The organism is Chryseobacterium cucumeris (assembly GCF_016775705.1).
Classification (GTDB): domain Bacteria; phylum Bacteroidota; class Bacteroidia; order Flavobacteriales; family Weeksellaceae; genus Chryseobacterium; species Chryseobacterium cupriresistens.
Genome location: NZ_CP068760.1, coordinates 2,470,305 through 2,490,570, shown reverse-complemented (window position 1 = coordinate 2,490,570; position 20,266 = coordinate 2,470,305). Strand labels below are relative to the sequence as shown.

At 37.8% G+C, this 20,266-nt stretch carries 16 protein-coding genes; 11 read left to right on the top strand and 5 right to left on the bottom strand.

Features of this window, described 5'->3' with window-relative positions; translation table 11 throughout:
- Nucleotides 1-6: 6 nt before the first annotated feature.
- Entirely contained in the window at nt 7-372 is a 366-nt protein-coding gene (locus tag JNG87_RS11250) for a hypothetical protein (RefSeq protein WP_034695305.1), read from the top strand.
- Nucleotides 373-612: 240 nt separating this feature from the next.
- Here JNG87_RS11250 and JNG87_RS11245 read toward each other — a convergent pair whose 3' ends face one another.
- From JNG87_RS11245 to JNG87_RS11230, 4 genes are all read right to left on the bottom strand, one after another.
- On the bottom strand, nt 613-1,557 hold the full coding sequence (locus JNG87_RS11245) for a DUF4349 domain-containing protein (protein ID WP_202838519.1): 945 nt from the start codon (nt 1,555-1,557) through the stop codon (nt 613-615).
- 443 nt (nt 1,558-2,000) lie between these two features.
- The gene (locus tag JNG87_RS11240) at nt 2,001-3,596 is read right to left on the bottom strand and encodes a peptide chain release factor 3 (protein ID WP_202838518.1); all 1,596 of its coding nucleotides are present in this window, start codon (nt 3,594-3,596) and stop codon (nt 2,001-2,003) included.
- A gap of 161 nt (nt 3,597-3,757) precedes the next feature.
- Nucleotides 3,758-4,468: a hypothetical protein gene (locus JNG87_RS11235; RefSeq protein WP_202838517.1), complete on the bottom strand. Its 711-nt coding sequence runs from the start codon at nt 4,466-4,468 to the stop codon at nt 3,758-3,760.
- Nucleotide 4,469: 1 nt separating this feature from the next.
- Nucleotides 4,470-5,171, bottom strand: a complete 702-nt coding sequence (locus tag JNG87_RS11230; RefSeq protein ID WP_202838516.1) for a hypothetical protein — start codon at nt 5,169-5,171, stop codon at nt 4,470-4,472.
- A gap of 109 nt (nt 5,172-5,280) precedes the next feature.
- On the opposite strand from JNG87_RS11230, the gene JNG87_RS11225 reads away from it, so the two are divergent.
- From JNG87_RS11225 to JNG87_RS11190, 8 genes are all read left to right on the top strand, one after another.
- Nucleotides 5,281-6,111 (top strand): CPBP family intramembrane glutamic endopeptidase, encoded by an 831-nt coding sequence (locus tag JNG87_RS11225; RefSeq protein ID WP_110009300.1) that lies wholly within the window; start codon nt 5,281-5,283, stop codon nt 6,109-6,111.
- 41 nt (nt 6,112-6,152) lie between these two features.
- Nucleotides 6,153-6,728 (top strand): RdgB/HAM1 family non-canonical purine NTP pyrophosphatase, encoded by a 576-nt coding sequence (gene rdgB, locus JNG87_RS11220; protein WP_395972927.1) that lies wholly within the window; start codon nt 6,153-6,155, stop codon nt 6,726-6,728.
- Nucleotides 6,729-6,796: 68 nt separating this feature from the next.
- Nucleotides 6,797-7,711 (top strand): ribonuclease Z, encoded by a 915-nt coding sequence (locus JNG87_RS11215; protein ID WP_110009301.1) that lies wholly within the window; start codon nt 6,797-6,799, stop codon nt 7,709-7,711.
- Nucleotides 7,712-7,717: 6 nt separating this feature from the next.
- Complete coding sequence (locus tag JNG87_RS11210; RefSeq protein ID WP_395972929.1) at nt 7,718-8,488, top strand: TIGR02757 family protein; 771 nt, start codon at nt 7,718-7,720, stop codon at nt 8,486-8,488.
- A gap of 11 nt (nt 8,489-8,499) precedes the next feature.
- Entirely contained in the window at nt 8,500-9,066 is a 567-nt protein-coding gene (locus tag JNG87_RS11205; RefSeq protein WP_202838515.1) for a DUF1003 domain-containing protein, read from the top strand.
- 194 nt (nt 9,067-9,260) lie between these two features.
- The gene (locus JNG87_RS11200; RefSeq protein WP_202838514.1) at nt 9,261-11,621 is read left to right on the top strand and encodes a choice-of-anchor L domain-containing protein; all 2,361 of its coding nucleotides are present in this window, start codon (nt 9,261-9,263) and stop codon (nt 11,619-11,621) included.
- A gap of 169 nt (nt 11,622-11,790) precedes the next feature.
- Nucleotides 11,791-15,375, top strand: coding sequence for a choice-of-anchor L domain-containing protein (locus JNG87_RS11195; protein ID WP_202838513.1), 3,585 nt, complete (start codon nt 11,791-11,793; stop codon nt 15,373-15,375).
- 289 nt (nt 15,376-15,664) lie between these two features.
- Nucleotides 15,665-18,022 (top strand): choice-of-anchor L domain-containing protein, encoded by a 2,358-nt coding sequence (locus tag JNG87_RS11190; RefSeq protein WP_202838512.1) that lies wholly within the window; start codon nt 15,665-15,667, stop codon nt 18,020-18,022.
- 127 nt (nt 18,023-18,149) lie between these two features.
- On the opposite strand, the gene rsmA is transcribed toward JNG87_RS11190, so the two are convergent.
- Entirely contained in the window at nt 18,150-18,920 is a 771-nt protein-coding gene (gene rsmA, locus JNG87_RS11185) for a 16S rRNA (adenine(1518)-N(6)/adenine(1519)-N(6))-dimethyltransferase RsmA (protein ID WP_110009306.1), read from the bottom strand.
- 91 nt (nt 18,921-19,011) lie between these two features.
- On the opposite strand from rsmA, the gene JNG87_RS11180 reads away from it, so the two are divergent.
- Nucleotides 19,012-19,911, top strand: a complete 900-nt coding sequence (locus tag JNG87_RS11180; protein WP_110009307.1) for a cell division protein FtsX — start codon at nt 19,012-19,014, stop codon at nt 19,909-19,911.
- 2 nt (nt 19,912-19,913) lie between these two features.
- Nucleotides 19,914-20,210, top strand: a complete 297-nt coding sequence (locus JNG87_RS11175; RefSeq protein ID WP_110009308.1) for a DUF3098 domain-containing protein — start codon at nt 19,914-19,916, stop codon at nt 20,208-20,210.
- The last annotated feature ends 56 nt before the right edge of the window (nt 20,211-20,266 follow it).

The following is a 20,266-nucleotide window of genomic DNA, read 5'->3' as shown; positions in this document are numbered from 1 at the left end:
CTACCTATGAAAAAATCTTTGTGGATCACCCTCGGTGTCGTACTGCTGTTACTGGGCGTATTTGTCTGGTATAAGTACTATTTCGTTTTCGGAGAAGGAGTAAAATCCGGATACCTGAATTATGCTATGAAAAAAGGTTATGTCTTCAAAACTTATGAAGGCAAGCTGATTCAGGAAGGCTTTGGAAGAGGAAAAACAGGAACTATTACAAGTTATGAGTTCGAATTTTCTGTAGATGATCCTGAAGTTTTCAAACAACTGGAAACCAACAGTGGTAAAACTTTTGATCTGCATTACAAAGAGTATAATGGCGCACTTCCCTGGAGAGGAAACACAAAATTTATCGTAGATAAGGTAGTGAATATGAAATAAAAACAAATAAGGCTCTCAATATGAGGGCCTTATTTTACACCAAATCACAAAATATTAATATATGAAATAAAATTTCCAAATTTATTTGAACCTCGTCTGATCGGAGATTCATTGCATTTTGCTTATATTTAAAGTTAAGAGTTATTTTTCTAATAAACAACACTTCTGTTGAATATTTGGTAAAATTAAACATAAGAATCGAACACCAATTCCAAACCTCATTAAAAAAAAATTAAAAATCTAATGAGAATCACGATCAGCGGTGTTCCCATTCTTCTTTTTATAGAAATAATATCCAATGCCGGCAATAAGAAATAAAGGCCACAGCGGCAGGATAAACAGGAATATAGAAGTAATAACATTCCATCCGGATTCAATGGCTGCCAGGGATTTTCCACCGAAGGTTTCAGGCTCTGTTTCTGTTTTAGCTTTCTCACTGATATTTACATTGATCGTACAGATTGCATTGTCCGTATAGTTTCGTCCTGAAATCTGAATATCTTTTGTGTCAATATCTCCAACATTGCTGTTAATAGCATTCATTAAACTGTCAAAATGTTGCATAGGAACTTTGATATCCAGACTGTATACTTTTTGGTTTTCCCCATGCAGATAGGCGGATTCTACATAAGAAAGATTTTCACTTTTGATATAGCCGTTATTTCTGCTGATTTCTTCTCTGATGATTTCCTTTACTGTCTCCACATTCTCTGCGGTTATAGATAGATATCCTGATTTTACCATTTTATCTTGTGGCATATTCAGTTCGTAACTGCCGTTCTTAGGCTTTTCTTTATAGATGATTTTGGTTTCTTTAATAACCTTGGGAGCCGGAACTTTTGCTGCAATTTTTTCAGATTTCTTTGCTATAGAATCTTTTTTCTCTATTTTGGATTCCAGTTTTGTATTCGCAATTTTATCCGATAAAGAATCTACCATTTTGGAAGTGTTTTCTACCTTTTGACGGATGTCGTTTTTCGAATTTTCAAAATCTTTTATTTTAATACTGGCTGAGTCCAGGACTTTATCAGCCGTTTTACTGACATGATCTATGGTTTCTGTAGCAACAGTGACAGCACTGTCCGCCGAATGGATGGCTTCATTGATTCTATCCTGTGTAGCTTCTGCCTTTTTACACATAATGAAAGTGCCTGCTGCAGCAGCGAGTAAGATGAACTTTTTCATAAGATTAATTTTTTTGATGAAGTAAAATTAGAAGGGAAGTTCTTGTAAAGATTGTAAATGAAATGTATTATGCTGGTAAAACATTAACTCTTATATTACCAGGGTTTTGTATTTGTTTTACAAAAGATTTACAAAGCGTTTTTCTGAGTTTTGATGGAATAAGGATAGGATTTATACTTCGCAAAGGAACATTTAATAACAGTGTTTTATTACTTGTGGATTTGGATTTCTATAGAATGACAAACAGAGTACTCAGTTATTCATACACTTTGTCGTTTTACCAAATATGAGTTTGGAAATCTAAAAATTCCCGTCCTCCGGAGGGGTGGCAAAAATTTAAAGAATTTTTGACGGGGTGGTTTCATACGATATATTATAAAAAAATCCGCAGAAATTTTCTGCGGATCTATATTGTAAGCAATTTCGGTTTGCCTGATTGCTTCTTAACTTTCTCTGAACTCACTGATGAAGTGTAACTTCACATTCGGGAATTTCTCCTGCGTCATATGAATGGTGAATGAAGAATCCGCCAGGAATACCAATTGATTGTATTTATCTCTCGCCAGGAATCTCTGCTTTAATCTTGCAAATTCTTTGAACTCTTCAGATTTTTCGTCAGCTTCTACCCAACAGGCTTTGTGCATGGATAGAGGTTCGTAAGTACATTTTGCGCCATATTCATGTTCCAAACGGTACTGGATAACTTCGTACTGTAGTGCTCCTACGGTTCCGATGATCTTTCTTCCGTTCATTTCAAGGGTAAACAGCTGTGCAACCCCTTCATCCATCAGCTGATCAATACCTTTAGCTAATTGTTTGGCTTTTAAAGGATCATTATTATTGATATAACGGAAATGTTCAGGAGAGAAGCTTGGAATTCCTTTGAAGCTTAATTTCTCTCCACCTGTTAATGTATCTCCGATTCTGAAACTTCCCGTATCATGTAAACCAACGATATCACCCGGGAAACTTTCTTCTACCACCTCTTTTTTATCAGCAAAGAATGCGTTGGGAGAGGAGAATTTCATTTTTTTCCCTTCTCTTACCAGTAAATAATTTTCGTTTCTCCTGAATGTTCCTGAAACAATCTTCACGAATGCAAGTCGGTCTCTGTGCTTAGGATCCATATTCGCATGGATTTTGAAAACAAATCCTGTGAAAGTACTTTCCTCAGGTTTTACCAGACGGGTATCACTTTCCTTTGGCTGCGGCATCGGAGCAATATCAATGAAAGCATCTAATAGTTCACGTACTCCAAAATTATTTAAAGCAGAACCGAAAAATACCGGCTGAAGATCACCTTTCATATAATCATCACGATTAAATTCAGGATAAACAGACTGGATCAGATCAAGTTCTTCCCTTAAATTTTTGGCCGCTTTTTCACCAATAACATCATCAATTGAAGTATCATTGATATCATCAAACTTAATAGAATCTCCAACTTTCTGCTTTTTCTCTTCCAGGAATAACTGAATATTGTTTTCCCATATGTTATAAATTCCCTGGAAGTCACTTCCCATACCAATCGGTAAAGAAAGCGGACAAACGGTTAAACCCAGTTTTTGTTCTACTTCATCCAGCAGATCGAAAGCATCCTTACCTTCACGATCCAGTTTATTAATGAAAACCAGCATCGGAATGTTTCTCATTCTACATACCTGAACCAGCTTTTCCGTCTGTTCCTCAACCCCTTTTGCAACGTCAATTACAACGATTACGGAGTCTACAGCAGTTAATGTTCTGTACGTATCCTCAGCAAAGTCTTTGTGACCCGGAGTATCGAGAATGTTGATTTTATGATCTCTATATTCAAATGCCAATACAGAAGTCGCTACAGAGATTCCTCTCTGTCGTTCAATTTCCATAAAGTCGGAGGTAGCTCCTTTTTTTATTTTGTTGGATTTTACCGCACCTGCTTCCTGAATCGCTCCCCCGAAAAGAAGTAACTTTTCTGTAAGAGTTGTTTTTCCGGCATCCGGGTGGGAAATGATCCCGAAGGTCTTTCTTTTTTGTATTTCTTTGATTAAGTCTGACATATCGTATTTTGAAGTTGCAAAAATCGTGATTTTTTATGAGGTTTTCAAATTTAAATGAAGACAATGTTCATTACGCAGAAGAATAGAAGGATAACCGCATTTGAGAATGAAAGATATGGCTATAAACTCATCAGTAATTGGCTTTGCGTCAACATTACTTATCAGACAAACATTTTTATCAGCAATATAAAGACATAAACCAATCCGGCAGCAATCAGTATAAAAACTGCAGATATGATATATTCAAATATTCCAAATTTTGTTTTTTGTGGTTCTGAACTAAGATTATACTGATCAATTGTCTGTTGGCTTATTTTCAGATCCGGACGAAAGTGTTGAATTCCTCTAAGAAAATGACGGTAAAGCTGATATTGGTTGCATAGAATTATTAAGTTAAAATTAAAGTCTACCGTTGAAGGTATAATTTCCCCAACTTTATTTTTCAGGTAAACCTGCAATGTTGTTTTGCCATATTTTATAGTCTGAGTGTTGCGGACATATACATCATCAGATGAATTTTCAGCGGGCTGAAGATCGCTGTACAGGATCGTTTCAATAATAGTATTTTGATTGTTGTAAAAAGTAACTCCTTTTTCATTGACAACAGCTTTTCTGGCTCTTTCTTTTATACGGTATGTTAAAGCCATGATCAAAGCGACCCAGCAAAAAATAAGAAGAAGCAGGGCAATAAGAATCGTGAAAAAGATTCCAGGATCATTTTCTGCATATTGTCTGAAATTATTGTAGATAAAATTAAAAACAACCCCGATTACCACCATAATCAGAATAACAGCGATCCAGAGAATTCCCATGAGAAAATAAGTAGTGGGTGTATTGATTTTGGATTCTATGGCCTGGAATTTTTCAATCATTTTAATTCTTGATTTCAGTTAACAAAAAAACTAGCCCGCATATAAGTGCGGTAATTATGAGTGCTGCCAGAAATAAGAGCCAGCCTCCCAGAGAAATTCCATTGCTGTTTACTTTCCATGTTTCTGTGTCAATAGAGTAGTTACGGAAAGCAAAAGGATCTATCGTTAAATCAGGACGGAAAATAACAATGCCGTGCAGAAAATGAGCATACAAAGCAGATTTATTTTTAACCACTTTAAAAGGTAGATTCATATCAATACGCCTTGTTGTTTCTTCTTTTTTATCTGATAAGACTGTTACCTCCAGTAAAGGAGTGATTCCTGATCCTACCGGATTGACTGTGTAAATATCAAAATTCTGTTTTGAAGGCCGGAGATCTGTGTAGAGGATCTGATCTGCAATTTCATTTCTTGAATTATAAAATAAGAGGCCGGTTTCATCAACCACAATTGTATGGGCTGGCTTTTTCCTTTTAATAATATAACGGATCGCAGGAATCAAAATCAACAATGAAAGTCCCCAACTGATCAAGGCAGGGTACAGCATAGCTTCAAACCCTCTTCTGTAAATTCCGTAAGCAGGACCTAAAACAAAAAGCAAAACGAAAGAAATAAACATCACAAAGAAAAGAGCATTCAGAACAACAGTCATCCACCTGTTGGTTGCAGACTCAAATCTTTGGAATGGAAATTCTGTATTCATTTTGTGATGTTCATGGATAAAGGAACGAAAATAAGAAAATCCTTTTTTAGTTGCCTGTAGCAGTCAAAAAAATTATCTTTGTTTTCATAAACTTTTTTAGAGAGAAAGGATGGAAAATAGCAAATATCCGAAGTTTACGTTTACATGGTTGGGCGGTGTAGTCTTGGTGGTTGGATTATTCGTGGGAACAATGGCTGTTTCTTTATTCAGTACTTTCTGGAAAGTGGTTTTCAGGGAAAATATTGAATTGAAAGACTGGTTTCTGATGGTAGCGAATTCTGTAGGATTCCTTACTGCTATTGCCTTTTTTGACTTTTTTATCGTAAGGCGTACCACACAAAAAAAGCTTAATTTCAACATGTCATCAGTTAATTTTTCAACCTATCTCCTCATCTTTCCAATGATGGCGGGAATGATGTTTATTTCTGAATTTGTAGCCGCTCAGATCCCAACTACAGGGCCTTTTTTTGGAGATTTTTATGAATATTTTACAAGGCTGATGAGTCAATTGACAGATAATCCGGTGATAATGATTATCATGACTGTTATTATGGCTCCCGTTTTTGAGGAAATTATTTTCAGAGGAATTATCCAGAAAGGATTGATTAATAAAGGAGTAGAACCCTGGAAAGCAATTTTGTATGCTTCCATTATTTTTGGAATAGTTCACGGAAATCCATGGCAGTTTATCAGTGCAGTGATGCTGGGCTGTGTGCTTGGATTGGTTTATTATAAAACAAAATCTTTACTGATGCCGATATTACTGCATGCGTTTAATAATTTAACACTGTCATTGTTGGTTCTTTATGGTAAAGATGAGAGTTTTGCAAAAGTTCTTCATATTTCAGAATGGCTTGTATTAGCTGCAGGAATTGTACTTTTCTCCTTATTCTATTACCTGTTTATGAAAAAGTATAAAGTGCATTATGCTGAAATGTAAGTTACCCGATTTAAAAAGTAAAATTGAAAATGAATATAGAAATGGAATTATTAGTAGCTACACACAACGAACATAAAAAAGAAGAAATCCAACAGATCCTGGGAAGTGACTGCGTGGTGAAAAGTCTTACCGATTATAATATTCACGAAGAAATTGTAGAAGACGGAGATTCATTTCATGCCAATGCCCTGATCAAGGCTAAATATTGCTTTGAAAAAACAGGTGTTCCAAGTTTGGGAGATGACAGCGGTTTGGTCGTAGAATCTTTGGATGGAAGACCTGGGATTTTCTCAGCCCGCTATGCCGGAGACCATGATTTTGCAAAAAATATCGAAAAGGTATTGGCAGAAATGCAGGGAATTGAAAACAGAAAGGCTTATTTTGTAACGGTTCTTTGCTATTATGATGAAAACGGGGCGCAATATTTTGAAGGCAGAGTTCATGGAAATTTACTGACAGAAAATAAAGGTTTCAAAGGTTTCGGATATGATCCGATTTTTGTTCCTGAAGGATATCAAAGAACCTTTGCAGAAATGGATCCTGAAGACAAGAATAAAATCAGCCACCGCAAACAGGCATTAGACCTGTTTATGGATTTTTTAAAAGTAACCGATTAAGTTTACATATCAGGGCGAAATCCCCATTTAGTTTTTCTGTTGTACATTTGTCATCATAAATTATTGATTTGAGTACTTATTTAACAATATTAGGTTTTAACTCTGCGATTCCGACCATCAACACGTCACCCACAGCACAGCTGCTGGAAATGGAAGAAAGACTCTTCCTGATCGATTGTGGAGAAGGTACACAGGTTCAGCTGAGAAAAGCAAAAGCAAGATTTTCAAAAATCAATCATATTTTTATCTCTCATCTTCATGGAGATCATTGTTTTGGGCTGCCAGGGCTTATAGCTTCTTTCCGTCTCTTAGGAAGAGATATGCCTTTGCATGTTTACGGTCCTAAAGGTATTAAGAAGATGCTGGAAACTATTTTTCAGATCACAGAAACCCACCGTGGTTTTGAAGTGATTTATCATGAACTGGATAAAGATTATTCTGAAAAAATATATGAGGACAACAGGGTAGAAGTATATACTATTCCGCTGGATCACAGAATCTACTGTAACGGTTATCTTTTTAAAGAAAAGCCGAAAGACAGACATCTTAATATGAAGGAGATTGCGAAATACAGCGAAATTGAAACCTGCGATTATCACAATATCAAAGCAGGGAAGGACTTTGTACTGAGTGATGGCTATGTTCTTAAAAATGAAATTCTGACTGTTGATCCGGCTCCATCGGTATCCTATGCATTTTGCAGTGATACCCGTTATCTTGAAAGTGTCATCCCGATTATTAAAAATGTAACGGTTCTATACCATGAATCCACATTCTTACATGATCTTAAGGAAATGGCTGATTATACAGGTCATACCACAGCTTTGGAAGCTGCTACGATAGCTCAGAAAGCTCAGGTCGGAAAGTTGATTTTAGGCCACTTTTCTAATAGATACGGGGACCTGACCGTATTTACTGATGAGGCGAGAGAAATATTTCCCAATACATTTCTGCCAAAAGCATTGGAGAGTGTAAAGATTTAAAATAATATGCTGAAATTTGAAGAACTCAGAGATTTTCTCAACGAAAAAGCAGATCAGTATAACGCTCCTGATTTTATTGAAAATGATCCGATACAGATTCCGCATCGCTTTTCTTTAAAACAGGACATTGAAATTGCAGGATTTCTGGCAGCAACAATTTCCTGGGGAAACAGAAAGTCGATCATTAATTCTGCAGATAAAATGCTTGATATTATGGGAAATTCACCCTATGATTTTGTAATGAGTTATTCTGAAAAAGATCTGGAAAGTATTCAGGATAAAAGTATTCACAGAACGTTCAACGGACAGGATTTCTCTTATTTTATCAGACAGTTCAACAGAATTTATAATGAAAATGAAAGTCTGGAAAGTTTATTTAAAGTAAAAAAGACAGAAAATAACTTTCTGCATGCCATAGAAAGATTCAGAAACGGATTTCTGGAAACAGAAAAGCACAGAAGCCATAAACACATCAGTTCACCTTATAAGAATTCCTCTGCCAAAAGGATTATTATGTTTTTAAGATGGATGGTGCGTAAAGACAAAAGAGGAGTAGATTTTGGAATCTGGGAAAATATTGATCAAAAATATCTTTCCATTCCTCTGGATGTACATACCGGGAACATTTCCAGAAAACTGGGATTGGTTTCGAGGACACAAAATGATTGGAAAACAGTGGAGGAGCTGGATATTGCCATCAGAAAATTTGATGAAAAAGACCCTGCAAAATATGATTTTGCATTGTTTGGATTAGGAGTAACAAAAGAACTGTTGTAAAAATAGAAAGGATGAAAAAATATAACGAAAAAACAGAAGTTCTTGAGAAAATTGCAGACAGCATTACCTCATGGATCGGATCTATTCAGTCCCTGATTGTTCATACCCTGCTGTTCCTTACCTCGTTTTTACTTCCGATGCTGAATATCGTTGATTTTGATAAAATGCTTCTGATTCTTACGACCGTACTTTCCCTGGAAGCTATTTATCTGGCAATCTTCATTCAGATGTCTGTGAATAAAAGCCACGAGAAAATTGAAGATATCCAGGAGGACATTGAGGAGATCAGCGAAGATATCGAAGACATTCAGGAAGATCTTGAAGAAATCAGCGAAGACATTGAAGAGATCAATGAGGATATTGAAGATATCCAGGAAGACATTGAGGAAATCAGTGAGGATATTGAAGAGATCAACGAAGAAGAGGATGAGGAAGACCACAATGAAAGAGCGAAAAATGTAATGCTCAAGAGCAATGTAAGCTCCAACAAAAATGAAATTAAAGCTTTAAAGGATATTATCTCGCAGTTACAAAATGAAATAGATCAGCTGAAAAAAGATGATAAACAGACGGAATAAGTTTATTAAAAATGGAAACAGACTAAACCTCTTAGTCTGTTTTTTTATGTCTGAATTGTTCGGTTTAATGATTTATGGAAAATGTAACGATAAGAAAAATTTATTGTGAATGTACACGATGAATTATAAAATAGTAGTGGTTAAGGGGGAATTAGTATAATTATTTTTGCTACATTTGAACAAATGAAAACAAAATGTTAATTTATAGACTAAAAAACTATTTTTTCCTTTTTTCTTTTTTATTGATTTCTGCTTCCACATTTTCTCAGACGAGACCCGTCAGGAAGTCCGAAAAAATAAAACCTTCTGCGGCCAGTCTTAGAGCTGGAGCATTCATTGATGTGAATGTACCTCCATATACACCTTCCAATTATACACCGGAGCAGTTGGTAAAGAATATTCTGATCAATGGCGGTACCAACTGTACAACAGCCAATGTAACCAACGTTACCGTATCTCCGAATCATGATGTGACTAACAGCAACAGATTCTGGGGATATTTTCATAAAGGAACTACCAGCTTTCCTTTTACCGATGGTATCGTCCTTACTACAGGATACGCTTCAGAAGCCGGTAATAGCTATGTGTCAGCTGTAGGACAATCAGTAGGAACAGGAAGTGATGCAGATCTTGTAGCCGCTACCGGAGCTACCGTTAGCTTAACGGATGCCGTGGCTCTTGAATTTGATTTCGTTCCGAATTCCAATCAGGTGAAATTTAATTATATCTTCGTTTCAGATGAATATACTTCCAACTATCCTTGTGACGGGTATTCCGATGCCTTTGCCCTTTTGCTGAAAAAAGTGGGAGATCCTACTTATACCAATCTGGCTGTACTGCCGGGAGGTGCCGGACCTGTAAGCGCAACCAACATCGTTCCTGCAGGAAACGGATTCAGCTGTGGGCCTATCAATGCTAATTATTTCGGGGCTTTGGCCAATCCGCATCTGGTTATTAATTACTATGGAAGAACAACACCTCTGACAGCTGTTGCAGATGTAATTCCAGGGCAGACCTATCATTTCAAAATGGTATTGGCTGATGCAAAAGATCCTTCTCATGACTCTGCAGTTTTCTTAGAGGGTGGATCTTTTGACGTAGGAATTAAAATTGTAGATGAAGCAGGAGTAGTGCTGCCGGGCAGTATCAACATGTGTGATAATACTCCAAAACAATTGAAAGCACAGGTGGCAGCAATTCCGGGCATGACTTATCAATGGTACAAAGACGGAGTGGCCATTCCGGGGGCAACCAGTGCCGTGTATGTAGCTACCCAGGCGGGAGTTTATACGGTAAAAGTAATGGTTCCGGGAAATCAGTGTCCTGGCGAAGCTACTATTACCATTATTGGAGGAACAAGCCCTACTGTACAAAATGCTGAACTTAAGCTCTGTACCACACCAGCAATTACCAGTTTTAATCTGGAAACAGCAAAACCTCTGATCAGTACAACGCAGGGAGCGGTATTCCGTTTTTATGCAAATCAGGCTGATGCGCAGGCTCAAAATAACAGTTATATCACCAATCTTACCAATTATACAGGAACAGATGGACAGATATTATATGTTCTGGTTTCCAATGGTGCTTTCTGTAGTAAAATTGCAACCTTAACGTTAAGAAAAGAAGAAACACCAACAGCATTGGTTACAGCACCAAGATTGAAAATCTGTGCCGGAGAATCCGTATTGTTAACCGCTACCGGCGGTGTAACCTATGAATGGAGTGATTCAGCAGCCGCTACCGGCGGAATCAGAACGGTAAGCCCAACTCAGACTACCACTTACACAGTATATGCTATCGGAGCACAGGGATGTAAATCTCTTCAGCCGGCACGTATTACCATTGAAGTAGTACCGGCTATTGTTTCAAATTTAAAAGGAGGCCATATCTGTCAGGGAGATAAAATTATTCTGGATGCTGGTTCAGGACCAGGATATACCTATCAGTGGAGTACTGGTGAAACGAGTCAGAGCATTACAGTAGGTACTCCTGGGGAGTATTCAGTAGTAATCAGTAACGGGGTTTGTTCAAAAGAGTTCGAAACTCAGGTGATTAAAGCTGTAATTCCGGAAGTGATAAAAGTGGATTATAATGAGAGTGGAACCATGATCGTTACAGCAAATAATCCAAGTAACGGTATCCTGGAATATTCAGTAGATAACGGAGTTACATGGCAGTCTTCCAATGTATTTAATAATGTCCCTAAAAATAAAATCATTTCGATCAGGGTAAGAGTTAAATTTACAAGCTGTGTCGGTTTCCTTGAATTCTTTACATTCGTCATGAAAAATGTAATTACTCCAAACGGGGATAATATTAATGATACCATAGATTTCAGTGGTGTGGTTAATTATAAAGACTTCAGCGGACAGGTTTTCGACCGATATGGAAGAGAAGTGTTTAAAGCAGCGAAGACCAGACCGTATTGGGACGGATATTTCCAAGGTAAAAAGCTTCCTACTTCAACATATTGGTATCAGGTAACCTTCGAAGATCCTGCGAGCAAGGAACTTACTGTGAAAACAGGCTGGATATTGCTTAAAAATATAGAATAATTTGAACTATAACTGAAAGACTGACTATTTTGTCAGTCTTTTTTTATTATTTTAAAAATAAACAAAGTTGATATTCTAACATAAATAAATTTGCGTTAGTAATAATGTAAATTGTGTTAACTTGAATTTCAATTAAAAAAAATAGTATTTTTGTTTAAAATAATATAAAATGTTAAATAGGAGGATAGGAAATTTATTTTTAGCGTTATTTTTAGCTTTCATGGGAAACTTTATTTTGGCTCAAAATAAAGGAAGGGTAGAAATAGCATCAAAACCTACTGCTGCTTCTTTGAGAGCAGGTGCCTTTATAGATGTGAATGCACCAAGTTACCCGGAATCCGGCTATCCTATTACTCAGTTGATCAATGATGTTCTTATATCCGGAGGTTCCACCTGTACCAGCTCAAGTGTAAGCAATGTAACCGTTTCCCCCAACCTGGCCGCTACCAACCAGAACCGAAGCTGGGGATATTTTAATAAATCAAATACCAATTTTCCTTTCAGCAAAGGGATTATCCTTTCTACCGGATATGCCAATAAAGCAGGGAACACTCTTCAGGGAACTTTAAGTGATGATCTTGGAACCGGAGGTGATATAGATCTTGCGAATGCTTTGGGAATCGGTAATAATAACCTCACGAATGCCACCTCTATAGAATTTGACTTTGTGGCTGCCTCTACTGAAATTTCATTCAGATATTTATTTGCTTCTAAAGAATATCAGCAAAACTTTCCATGTACAATCACAGACGGTTTTGCTCTGCTGTTAAAAAAATCAACAGATCCTACTTATACCAATCTTGCAGTGCTTCCGGGAGGAGCAGGACCTGTAAGTGTAACGAATATACACCCGCAATATCAAAACTGCGGGCCTAAGAATGAAGCCTATTACGGAGGAACCAATACCGCTCAGATTGAAACCAATTTCAACGGACGTACCATTCCTCTTACTGCCAAAGCAACTGTAATCCCCGGGCAAACCTACCATTTTAAAATTGTGCTTGCGGATTATCAGGATCCCAACTTTGATTCAGCAGTATTTCTTGAAGCAGGGTCATTTGATATCGGGGTGAAAATCCTGGATCCGGCTGGCGTGCAGCTTCCTGACTCTGTTAATATGTGTGATAATACTCCACAGACTTTTACAGCCTCTGTGCAGGGACCTAATATAACGTATCAGTGGTATCAGGGTACTACTCCGATTGCAGGAGCTACCAATGCAAGTTACACGGCAATAGCACCAGGGGTATACACCGTTAAGGTTTTCATCCAGGGGAATACCTGTCCGGGGGAAGCTACTATTACAGTAGTTGGCGGAACATCTCCTACAGTACAGAATGCTACATTAACAGCCTGTTATGCTGCCGGAAATGCAACTTTTAATTTAACATCAGCACAAGCTTCTATAAGTACTACTCCGGGAGCTGTGTTTTCATATTATACTACTTTGGCGGATGCCAATGCAGGAAATGCCAATACAATCCCTAATCCAACAGCTCACCAGAGTGCGGGTGGAACGGTGTATGTAAGAGTAGCCAACGGTTTCTGTGCAAAAGTAGCACAACTCCAACTGGTAAAAGCTCCACAGATGATACCTACCATTGCCCCTCCGGCAGTGCTTACCTGTAACAATTCTCAGACCACGCTGGATGCATCAGCTTCCGTTTATCCGGCAGGAGCTACTTTCAACTGGACGACTACGGGAGGGAATATTGTTTCAGGAGCAACGACTTTAAATCCTGTGATTAATGCTGCAGGAACTTATACTTTAACCATCACAAAAGTGTATCAGCCAGGAAATATCAGCTGTACAGCGGTAGGAACTGTAACCGTGACAGGAAACAGTGCTCCGCCGGTTACCGGGCTTACAGCAAGCAAAATAAAAATCTGTAAAGGAGATTCTGTAACACTTACCGCTTCAGGTGGAGCTACCTATAACTGGGGTAATGGCCTTACAGGAAACGGAAATACACAGGTTGTTTCACCTACTGCCACCACCACTTATACTGTAACAGCAGTGGGAGCGAATGGATGTGTTTCTCAAAACCCTGCAACGATAACGATAGAAGTTTCAGAACCTTTCACAGCGCAAAATGCAACACTTCATAAATGTTATCAGCCGGGATTAACTTATAATCTTACGGAAGCCCAGCCCCAGATCACCACAACTGCAGGAGTTACTTTTACTTACTACGTCAGTCAGGCTGATGCCAATGCTGCTAACGGAAACTTTATTGCAGCACCTACAACATATACGCCGCCGGGAGGAAGCCAGACTATTTATGTACTGGTAAGTAATGGAGGCTGCAGCTATGTAGTATCTCTGCAGTTATTAAGCACGGCTCAAACTACGCTTACCATTGCTGCACCACAAACAATTACCTGTACAACACCACAGGTTACCATCAATGCATCAGCATCTGTTGTACCGGTAGGATCTACCATTGCATGGACAACCACCGGAGGTACTATTGTCTCAGGAGCTAATACACTTACCCCTGTGGTAAGCGCCGGCGGAACCTATACTTTAACAGTGACGAATGTATCACAGCCAGGAAACCTGAGCTGTACCTTTACTTCGACAGTAACAGTACAGGAAGATAAAGTACAGCCTGTTGCTGCATTAGTTTCATCACAACCCCGTATTTGTGTAGGAGAATCCGTAACATTAACGGCTTCCGGAGGGGTAACCTATAACTGGGGAAATGGTCTTACAGGAAATGGAAATACCCAGGTGGTTTCGCCTACCACAACTACTGTATATACGGTATTTGCTGTTGGAGCAAATGGTTGTATTTCTGCCACACCAGCGTCAGTTACTGTTCAGGTAGGTCCGCCAATAGCAGGCCTTACAGCCTCTAAGTTGAAAATTTGTGAAGGTGAATCTGTAACATTGACTGCTACAGGTGGAATTACTTATAACTGGATAGGCCTCACAGGAAACGGAAATACTCAGGTAGTTACTCCTACAGCAACAACAGAATATTCAGTATATGCATTGGGAGGAAACGGATGTAGCTCTGTGAATCCGGCTAAAGTTACTATTGAAGTAGTTCCGGCGATTGTTTCTACCTTAAAAGATGTATTTGTCTGTGCCGGAGATAAAGGAACACTGGATGCCGGTTCAGGACCAAACTATACTTATGTATGGAGCACGGGAGCCACTACTCAAACCATAACAACTAATATTCCCGGAACATATTCTGTGACAATCAGTAATGGGGTTTGTTCCAAAACTTTTTCGGCACAGCTTATTAATCCTGATCTGCCGCAGTTTACCAATATTGTGTATGATAATCATATTCTTACGCTTACGGCAAGTAACCCTACAGGCGGAGTTTTAGAATATTCCATCGATGGAGGATTGACATGGCACGAATCGAATGTGTTTACAGGTATTTTGAACAATACCATGTATACTGTAATGGTAAGAGTGAAAGGTGCTAAATGCGGTACTTCGCTGGATTATTTTACATTCATTATCAGCAACGCTATTACCCCTAATATGGATGGTATCAATGATACTATTGATTTCACCGGAATAAGCGGTTACAAAGACTTCGCAGCTTCTATTTTCGACAGGTACGGTGCTGAAGTATTCAAAGCAAGTAAAGGAAATGTTATCTGGACAGGATCTTTAAAGGGAATTAATCTTCCTACTGCTACTTATTGGTACAGGGTACAATGGGAAAATCCAGCCAGTAAGAAAATGGAACAGCGTTCAGGATGGATTCTCCTGAAGAACAGAAACTAGATTTTATAAAAATAAAAATTGATCAAAAAATCTTTCAGTAATGAAAGATTTTTTTTTTGATTTGATGAATATATTTAATCGTCTTTTGTGAATTATGTAAAATAAGTGGAAAATATGTTAAAATTATTTGTAATACGATGTTGGTACAACAGGTATGATTTGTCCGGATAGGGATTGATTAATGAAAATTTACTGTAAATGCTTTTTGTTTTGTTTTTTTATAGTAAAAAATGCAAATATGTATATGAGATATTTAAAAAAAAATTAAATTTGTTGAAACAAAAATATTATGAGAAGATATCTACCGCTTTGTTTATTTTTTTTAGTCATCTCGACTTTTTTATTTTCACAAAACCTGCCACCACGAAAACACGCCAAAGAAACACCCTCAAATCTGTCTGCAAGAGCTGGTGCTTTTATTGATGTGAATGCTCCGCAGTATCCTGAAACCGCTTACACTATTGAAAAAATGGTTAAAGATGTATTGATCTCCTCCGGGACCAATACCTGCCTTACTCCCAATGTAACCAATGTAAAAATTACTCCTAACCACGCTGCAAGTGAGGCAAACAGAGCATGGGGATATTTTCATAAGGCTGCAACCAATTTCCCTTTTAAAGACGGGCTTATTCTTTCCACAGGGTATGCAAGAAGAGCTGGTAATACTTTTGAAGGCGGTTTGAGTGATGTTAACGGTGGAGGTTCAGATGCTGATCTTGCACAGGTAATCGGGGTTGTGGAAAGCAGACTGAATGATGCCGTTCTTTTGGAGTTTGACTTCGTTCCAACAACTTCTCAGATCAAATTTAATTACCTTATTGCATCAGAAGAATATACTGGATCTTTCCCTTGTACCTTTGCAGATGCATTTGCCATCTTGTTGAGACCTACTTCAGGTGGACCTTATGTGAATATGGCTGTACTTCCGGGAGGTGCAGGTCCGGTAAGTATTACCAATATCCACCCTGCAATCGGAACCAGTTGTGGTGCGGTAAACGAGCAGTATTTTGCCGGTTACAACACAGGTAACGTTGAAACCAACTTTAACGGAAGAACAATTCCATTGACTGCCACAGCAACAGTAGTGGCAGGACAGGAATACCATTTCAAAATGGTAATTGCTGATTACAGTGACCATAGTTATGATTCTGCTGTATTCCTTGAAGGAGGATCTTTCAATATCGGGGTAGACCTTTTAGATCCTGCAGGAACAAAACTGCCTTCAGATATTAATGTATGTGATAATGTACCTCAGGTCATTACAGCTTCTGTAAATGATCCTAACCTTGTATACCAGTGGTTTTTTAATGGAGCACCAATCCCGAATGCTACAACCAATACCATTACTGCAATACAGCCTGGTACTTATACAATCGAAGTAAGTGTTCCTGGTAATCCATGTCCGGGTAAAGCTTCAATCCAGATTCACGGAGGAACAACACCTCAGGCTCAGGATGCTACATTACTGCTTTGTACCACACCGGATATTACTACTTTCGATTTAAGTACAATTATGCCTACCATCAGCCCAACGCCTGGAGCAATCTTTAAATTTTATGAAAATCAGGCGGATGCTGTTGCACAGAATAACAACTATATCCAGACACCTTTAAATTATAATGGTAACGATGGCCAGATTCTGTATGTTCTTGTTTCCAATGGAGGATTCTGTAGCAAAATTGTAGAATTGACATTGCAGAAAGAAGCAACACCAACCGCTAAAGTGAAATCTTCGAGAATAAAAATCTGTCCGGGAGAATCTGTAACCCTTACGGCTGAAGGAGGAGATACGTATCTTTGGAGCAATTTCATGGGAACAGGGAATATGCAGACGGTTACTCTATATCAGACTACAACATTTACAGTATATGCGATTGGGGCAAAAGGATGTAAATCTCTTAATCCGGCAACGATCAGAATTGAAGTGACACCGGAAATTACCTCTACATTAAAAGACGTTGAAATGTGTGTCGGTGATGTTGTCACTCTGGATGCAGGAGCCGGTGATGGTTATAAATATCTTTGGAGTACAGGTGCTACAACACGGAAAATTGATGTAGACCAATGGGGAATCTACTCAGTAGAAATTGATAATGGTATCTGTAAGAAAGTTTTTGAAGCCAAAGTAATGGGGGCAGCAACTCCTTTTGTTACTGCATTAAATTATGAAAGCATCAAAAAAACAGTAACAATTACAGCTGAAAACCCGCCAATGAACAATACACCAAGCACTTTGGAATATTCTCTTGATGGTGGTATCACATGGCAGGATTCAAATGTATTTACGAATCTTTTAGACAATACAAACTATACTGTTTTGGTAAGAAGAGTAGGTACGCATTGTGTGGGATCTCTTGAATTCTTTACATTGCAGATCAACAATATCATTACGCCAAACGAAGATGGAATTAACGATGTATTGGATCTTAAGGCTCTTGGAGACTTTAAAAACTTTACGGGTTCTATCTATGACAGATATGGAGTGGAAATGTTCAGGTTCTCAAAAGAAAATCCAGTCTGGGACGGAACGGTAAGTGGTAAGAGACTTCCTACAGCAACATACTGGTATAAGTTCAATTTTGAATATCCGAAATCAAAAGCTCAGATGAACTGGTCAGGATGGATCATGCTGAAAAACAGAAACTAAAATTGATAATGTAATATAAAAGAAAGCCTTTCGAATTTATTTGAAAGGCTTTCTGCTTTTAACGGAGAGTGTATTGTAATGTATTCAGCAAAAAAGCTCCCGGTAAGGAAGCTTTATAATGATTGTTTTATTGATTTTCTTTCCACAGATTGGCAAAGTGTATAAAATCTGCTACACTCAGTTCTTCTGCTCTCTTATCTAAAAATTCGTGCCCTTTCAAGGCTTCAGGAATATTGAGTGTTTTTAAAGCATTGGAAAGCTTTTTTCTTCTTTGGTTGAAACCTGTTTTCACGATCTGTTTAAACAGTACTTCATTGCCCGCAAGCCCTTCTTTAGGGTTTCTTGTAAGCCTGATGACTCCCGATTTTACTTTTGGAGGAGGATTGAAGACATTTTCATGTACCGTAAACATATAAGATACATCATAATAAGCCTGTATCAGAACAGAAAGAATACCATAATCTTTAGTTCTCGGAACAGCCGCCGTTCTTTCCGCTACCTCTTTCTGGAACATTCCTACCATTTCCGGGATCAGCTGGTAATGGTCTACAATCTGAAACAGAATCTGTGACGAAATGTTATAAGGGAAATTACCAATGATCGCAATCTGATCATCCTTGATAAAACTGAAATCCTGCTTCAGAAAATCACCTACAAAAGTTTCTTCAGTTACTTTTGCATAGTTGTTTTTCAGATATTCTATAGATTCCGTGTCTATTTCTGCAAGGTAAATGTTCTGATCCTTTTCAAGAAGATATTTGGTAAGAACGCCCATTCCGGGACCTACTTCCATGATGTTGTTATAGCTCTCAAAACTAAGACCTTCTACGATTTTTCTTGCGATATTTTCATCTGTCAGGAAGTGCTGTCCAAGATGTTTTTTTGCTTTTACACTCAAAGTTTTTTATGATTTTATTAACAGTGATTTTCTTTATTTCGTCCCAAATTTCGGAAGATTTTTTCTATTTTAGCCAAAAATTTTAATATTAATGGCTAAATCTGTAGATGAATTTAATAAGAAAAGGCTTCGGTCCAGCAATATTACAGTAGTGATAAGTATTGCCTTAGTGTTATTTTTGTTAGGATTAATGGGGCTTATTCTGATTAATGCCCAGAAGTATTCTGACTATATCAAAGAACAGTTGGTAGTGAATGCCTACTTTGATGAAAACTATGACGCTAAAGATTCTGTAAAAATTGCAAAACTTGAGGAAGAAACTTTTAAAAAGGTACAGTTATTAGCTCCTGTAAAAAAAGCGACTTATATTTCAAGAGAAATGGCGGCAAAAGAAGCCAAGAAAAGTATGGGAATCGACAGTGATGCATTGTTTGAGGAAAATATTTTCCCTTCTTCTATTGAAGTGGCTTTAAAGCCGGAGTTCGTAGATCCAGCAAAAATTGATGAAGCTATTAAAGAAATCAAATCCGTTCCCGGAATTATTGATGTTAAAAATGACAGTACTCTGATGGTAGATGTCTACAATAACCTGAGCAGAATCCTGAAATGGATCTTAGGATTTTCAGTCCTGTTCCTGATATTGGCAGTTGTATTGATCAACAACTCTATCCGTCTGAAAATATTCTCAAAGAGATTTATTATTAAAACAATGCAGCTGGTAGGAGCGAAAAGAAGATTTATCCTTAAACCTTTCATTGTGGAAGCTATTATTTTAGGAGCTATCGGTTCTGTAATAGGTCTTCTCGCTTTGGGCGGAGTCTGGTATTATTTCACCAGTCAGATTGGTTCTGCTTTCGTACAGGACAACAACCAGTACTTCTGGTTAGTAATCCTGGTACTGGGTGTTGGAATTTTTATTTCTGTCTTAAGTACCATTTTCGCTACATGGAGGTTCTTGAAATCAAACGTTGACGATTTATATTACTCTTAATAATGAGCAAAAAAACAAATAAATTTTCTGCTTCAGACTACGGGCATGAAGCTGAAGTACCACAGGAAAACGCTTTCTATTTCGGACAGCAGAATTTCAAATGGATGCTGATCGGACTAGCCTTCATTGTAGTAGGATTTCTACTTATGATGGGACCTGATGCCAATACAGTAGACGGGAAATTTGATCCTAACTCATGGAATGACGGGATCTTTTCTATCAGAAGAATCAGAATAGCACCTTTGTTTGTTGTTATAGGATTTGCAATAGAAGTGTACGCGATCTTAAAAAGAAAATAAATAAAATAATTTTATTTAAGGATTAAAAAATTTAAGAATTGAAAGATGTAAGCCAA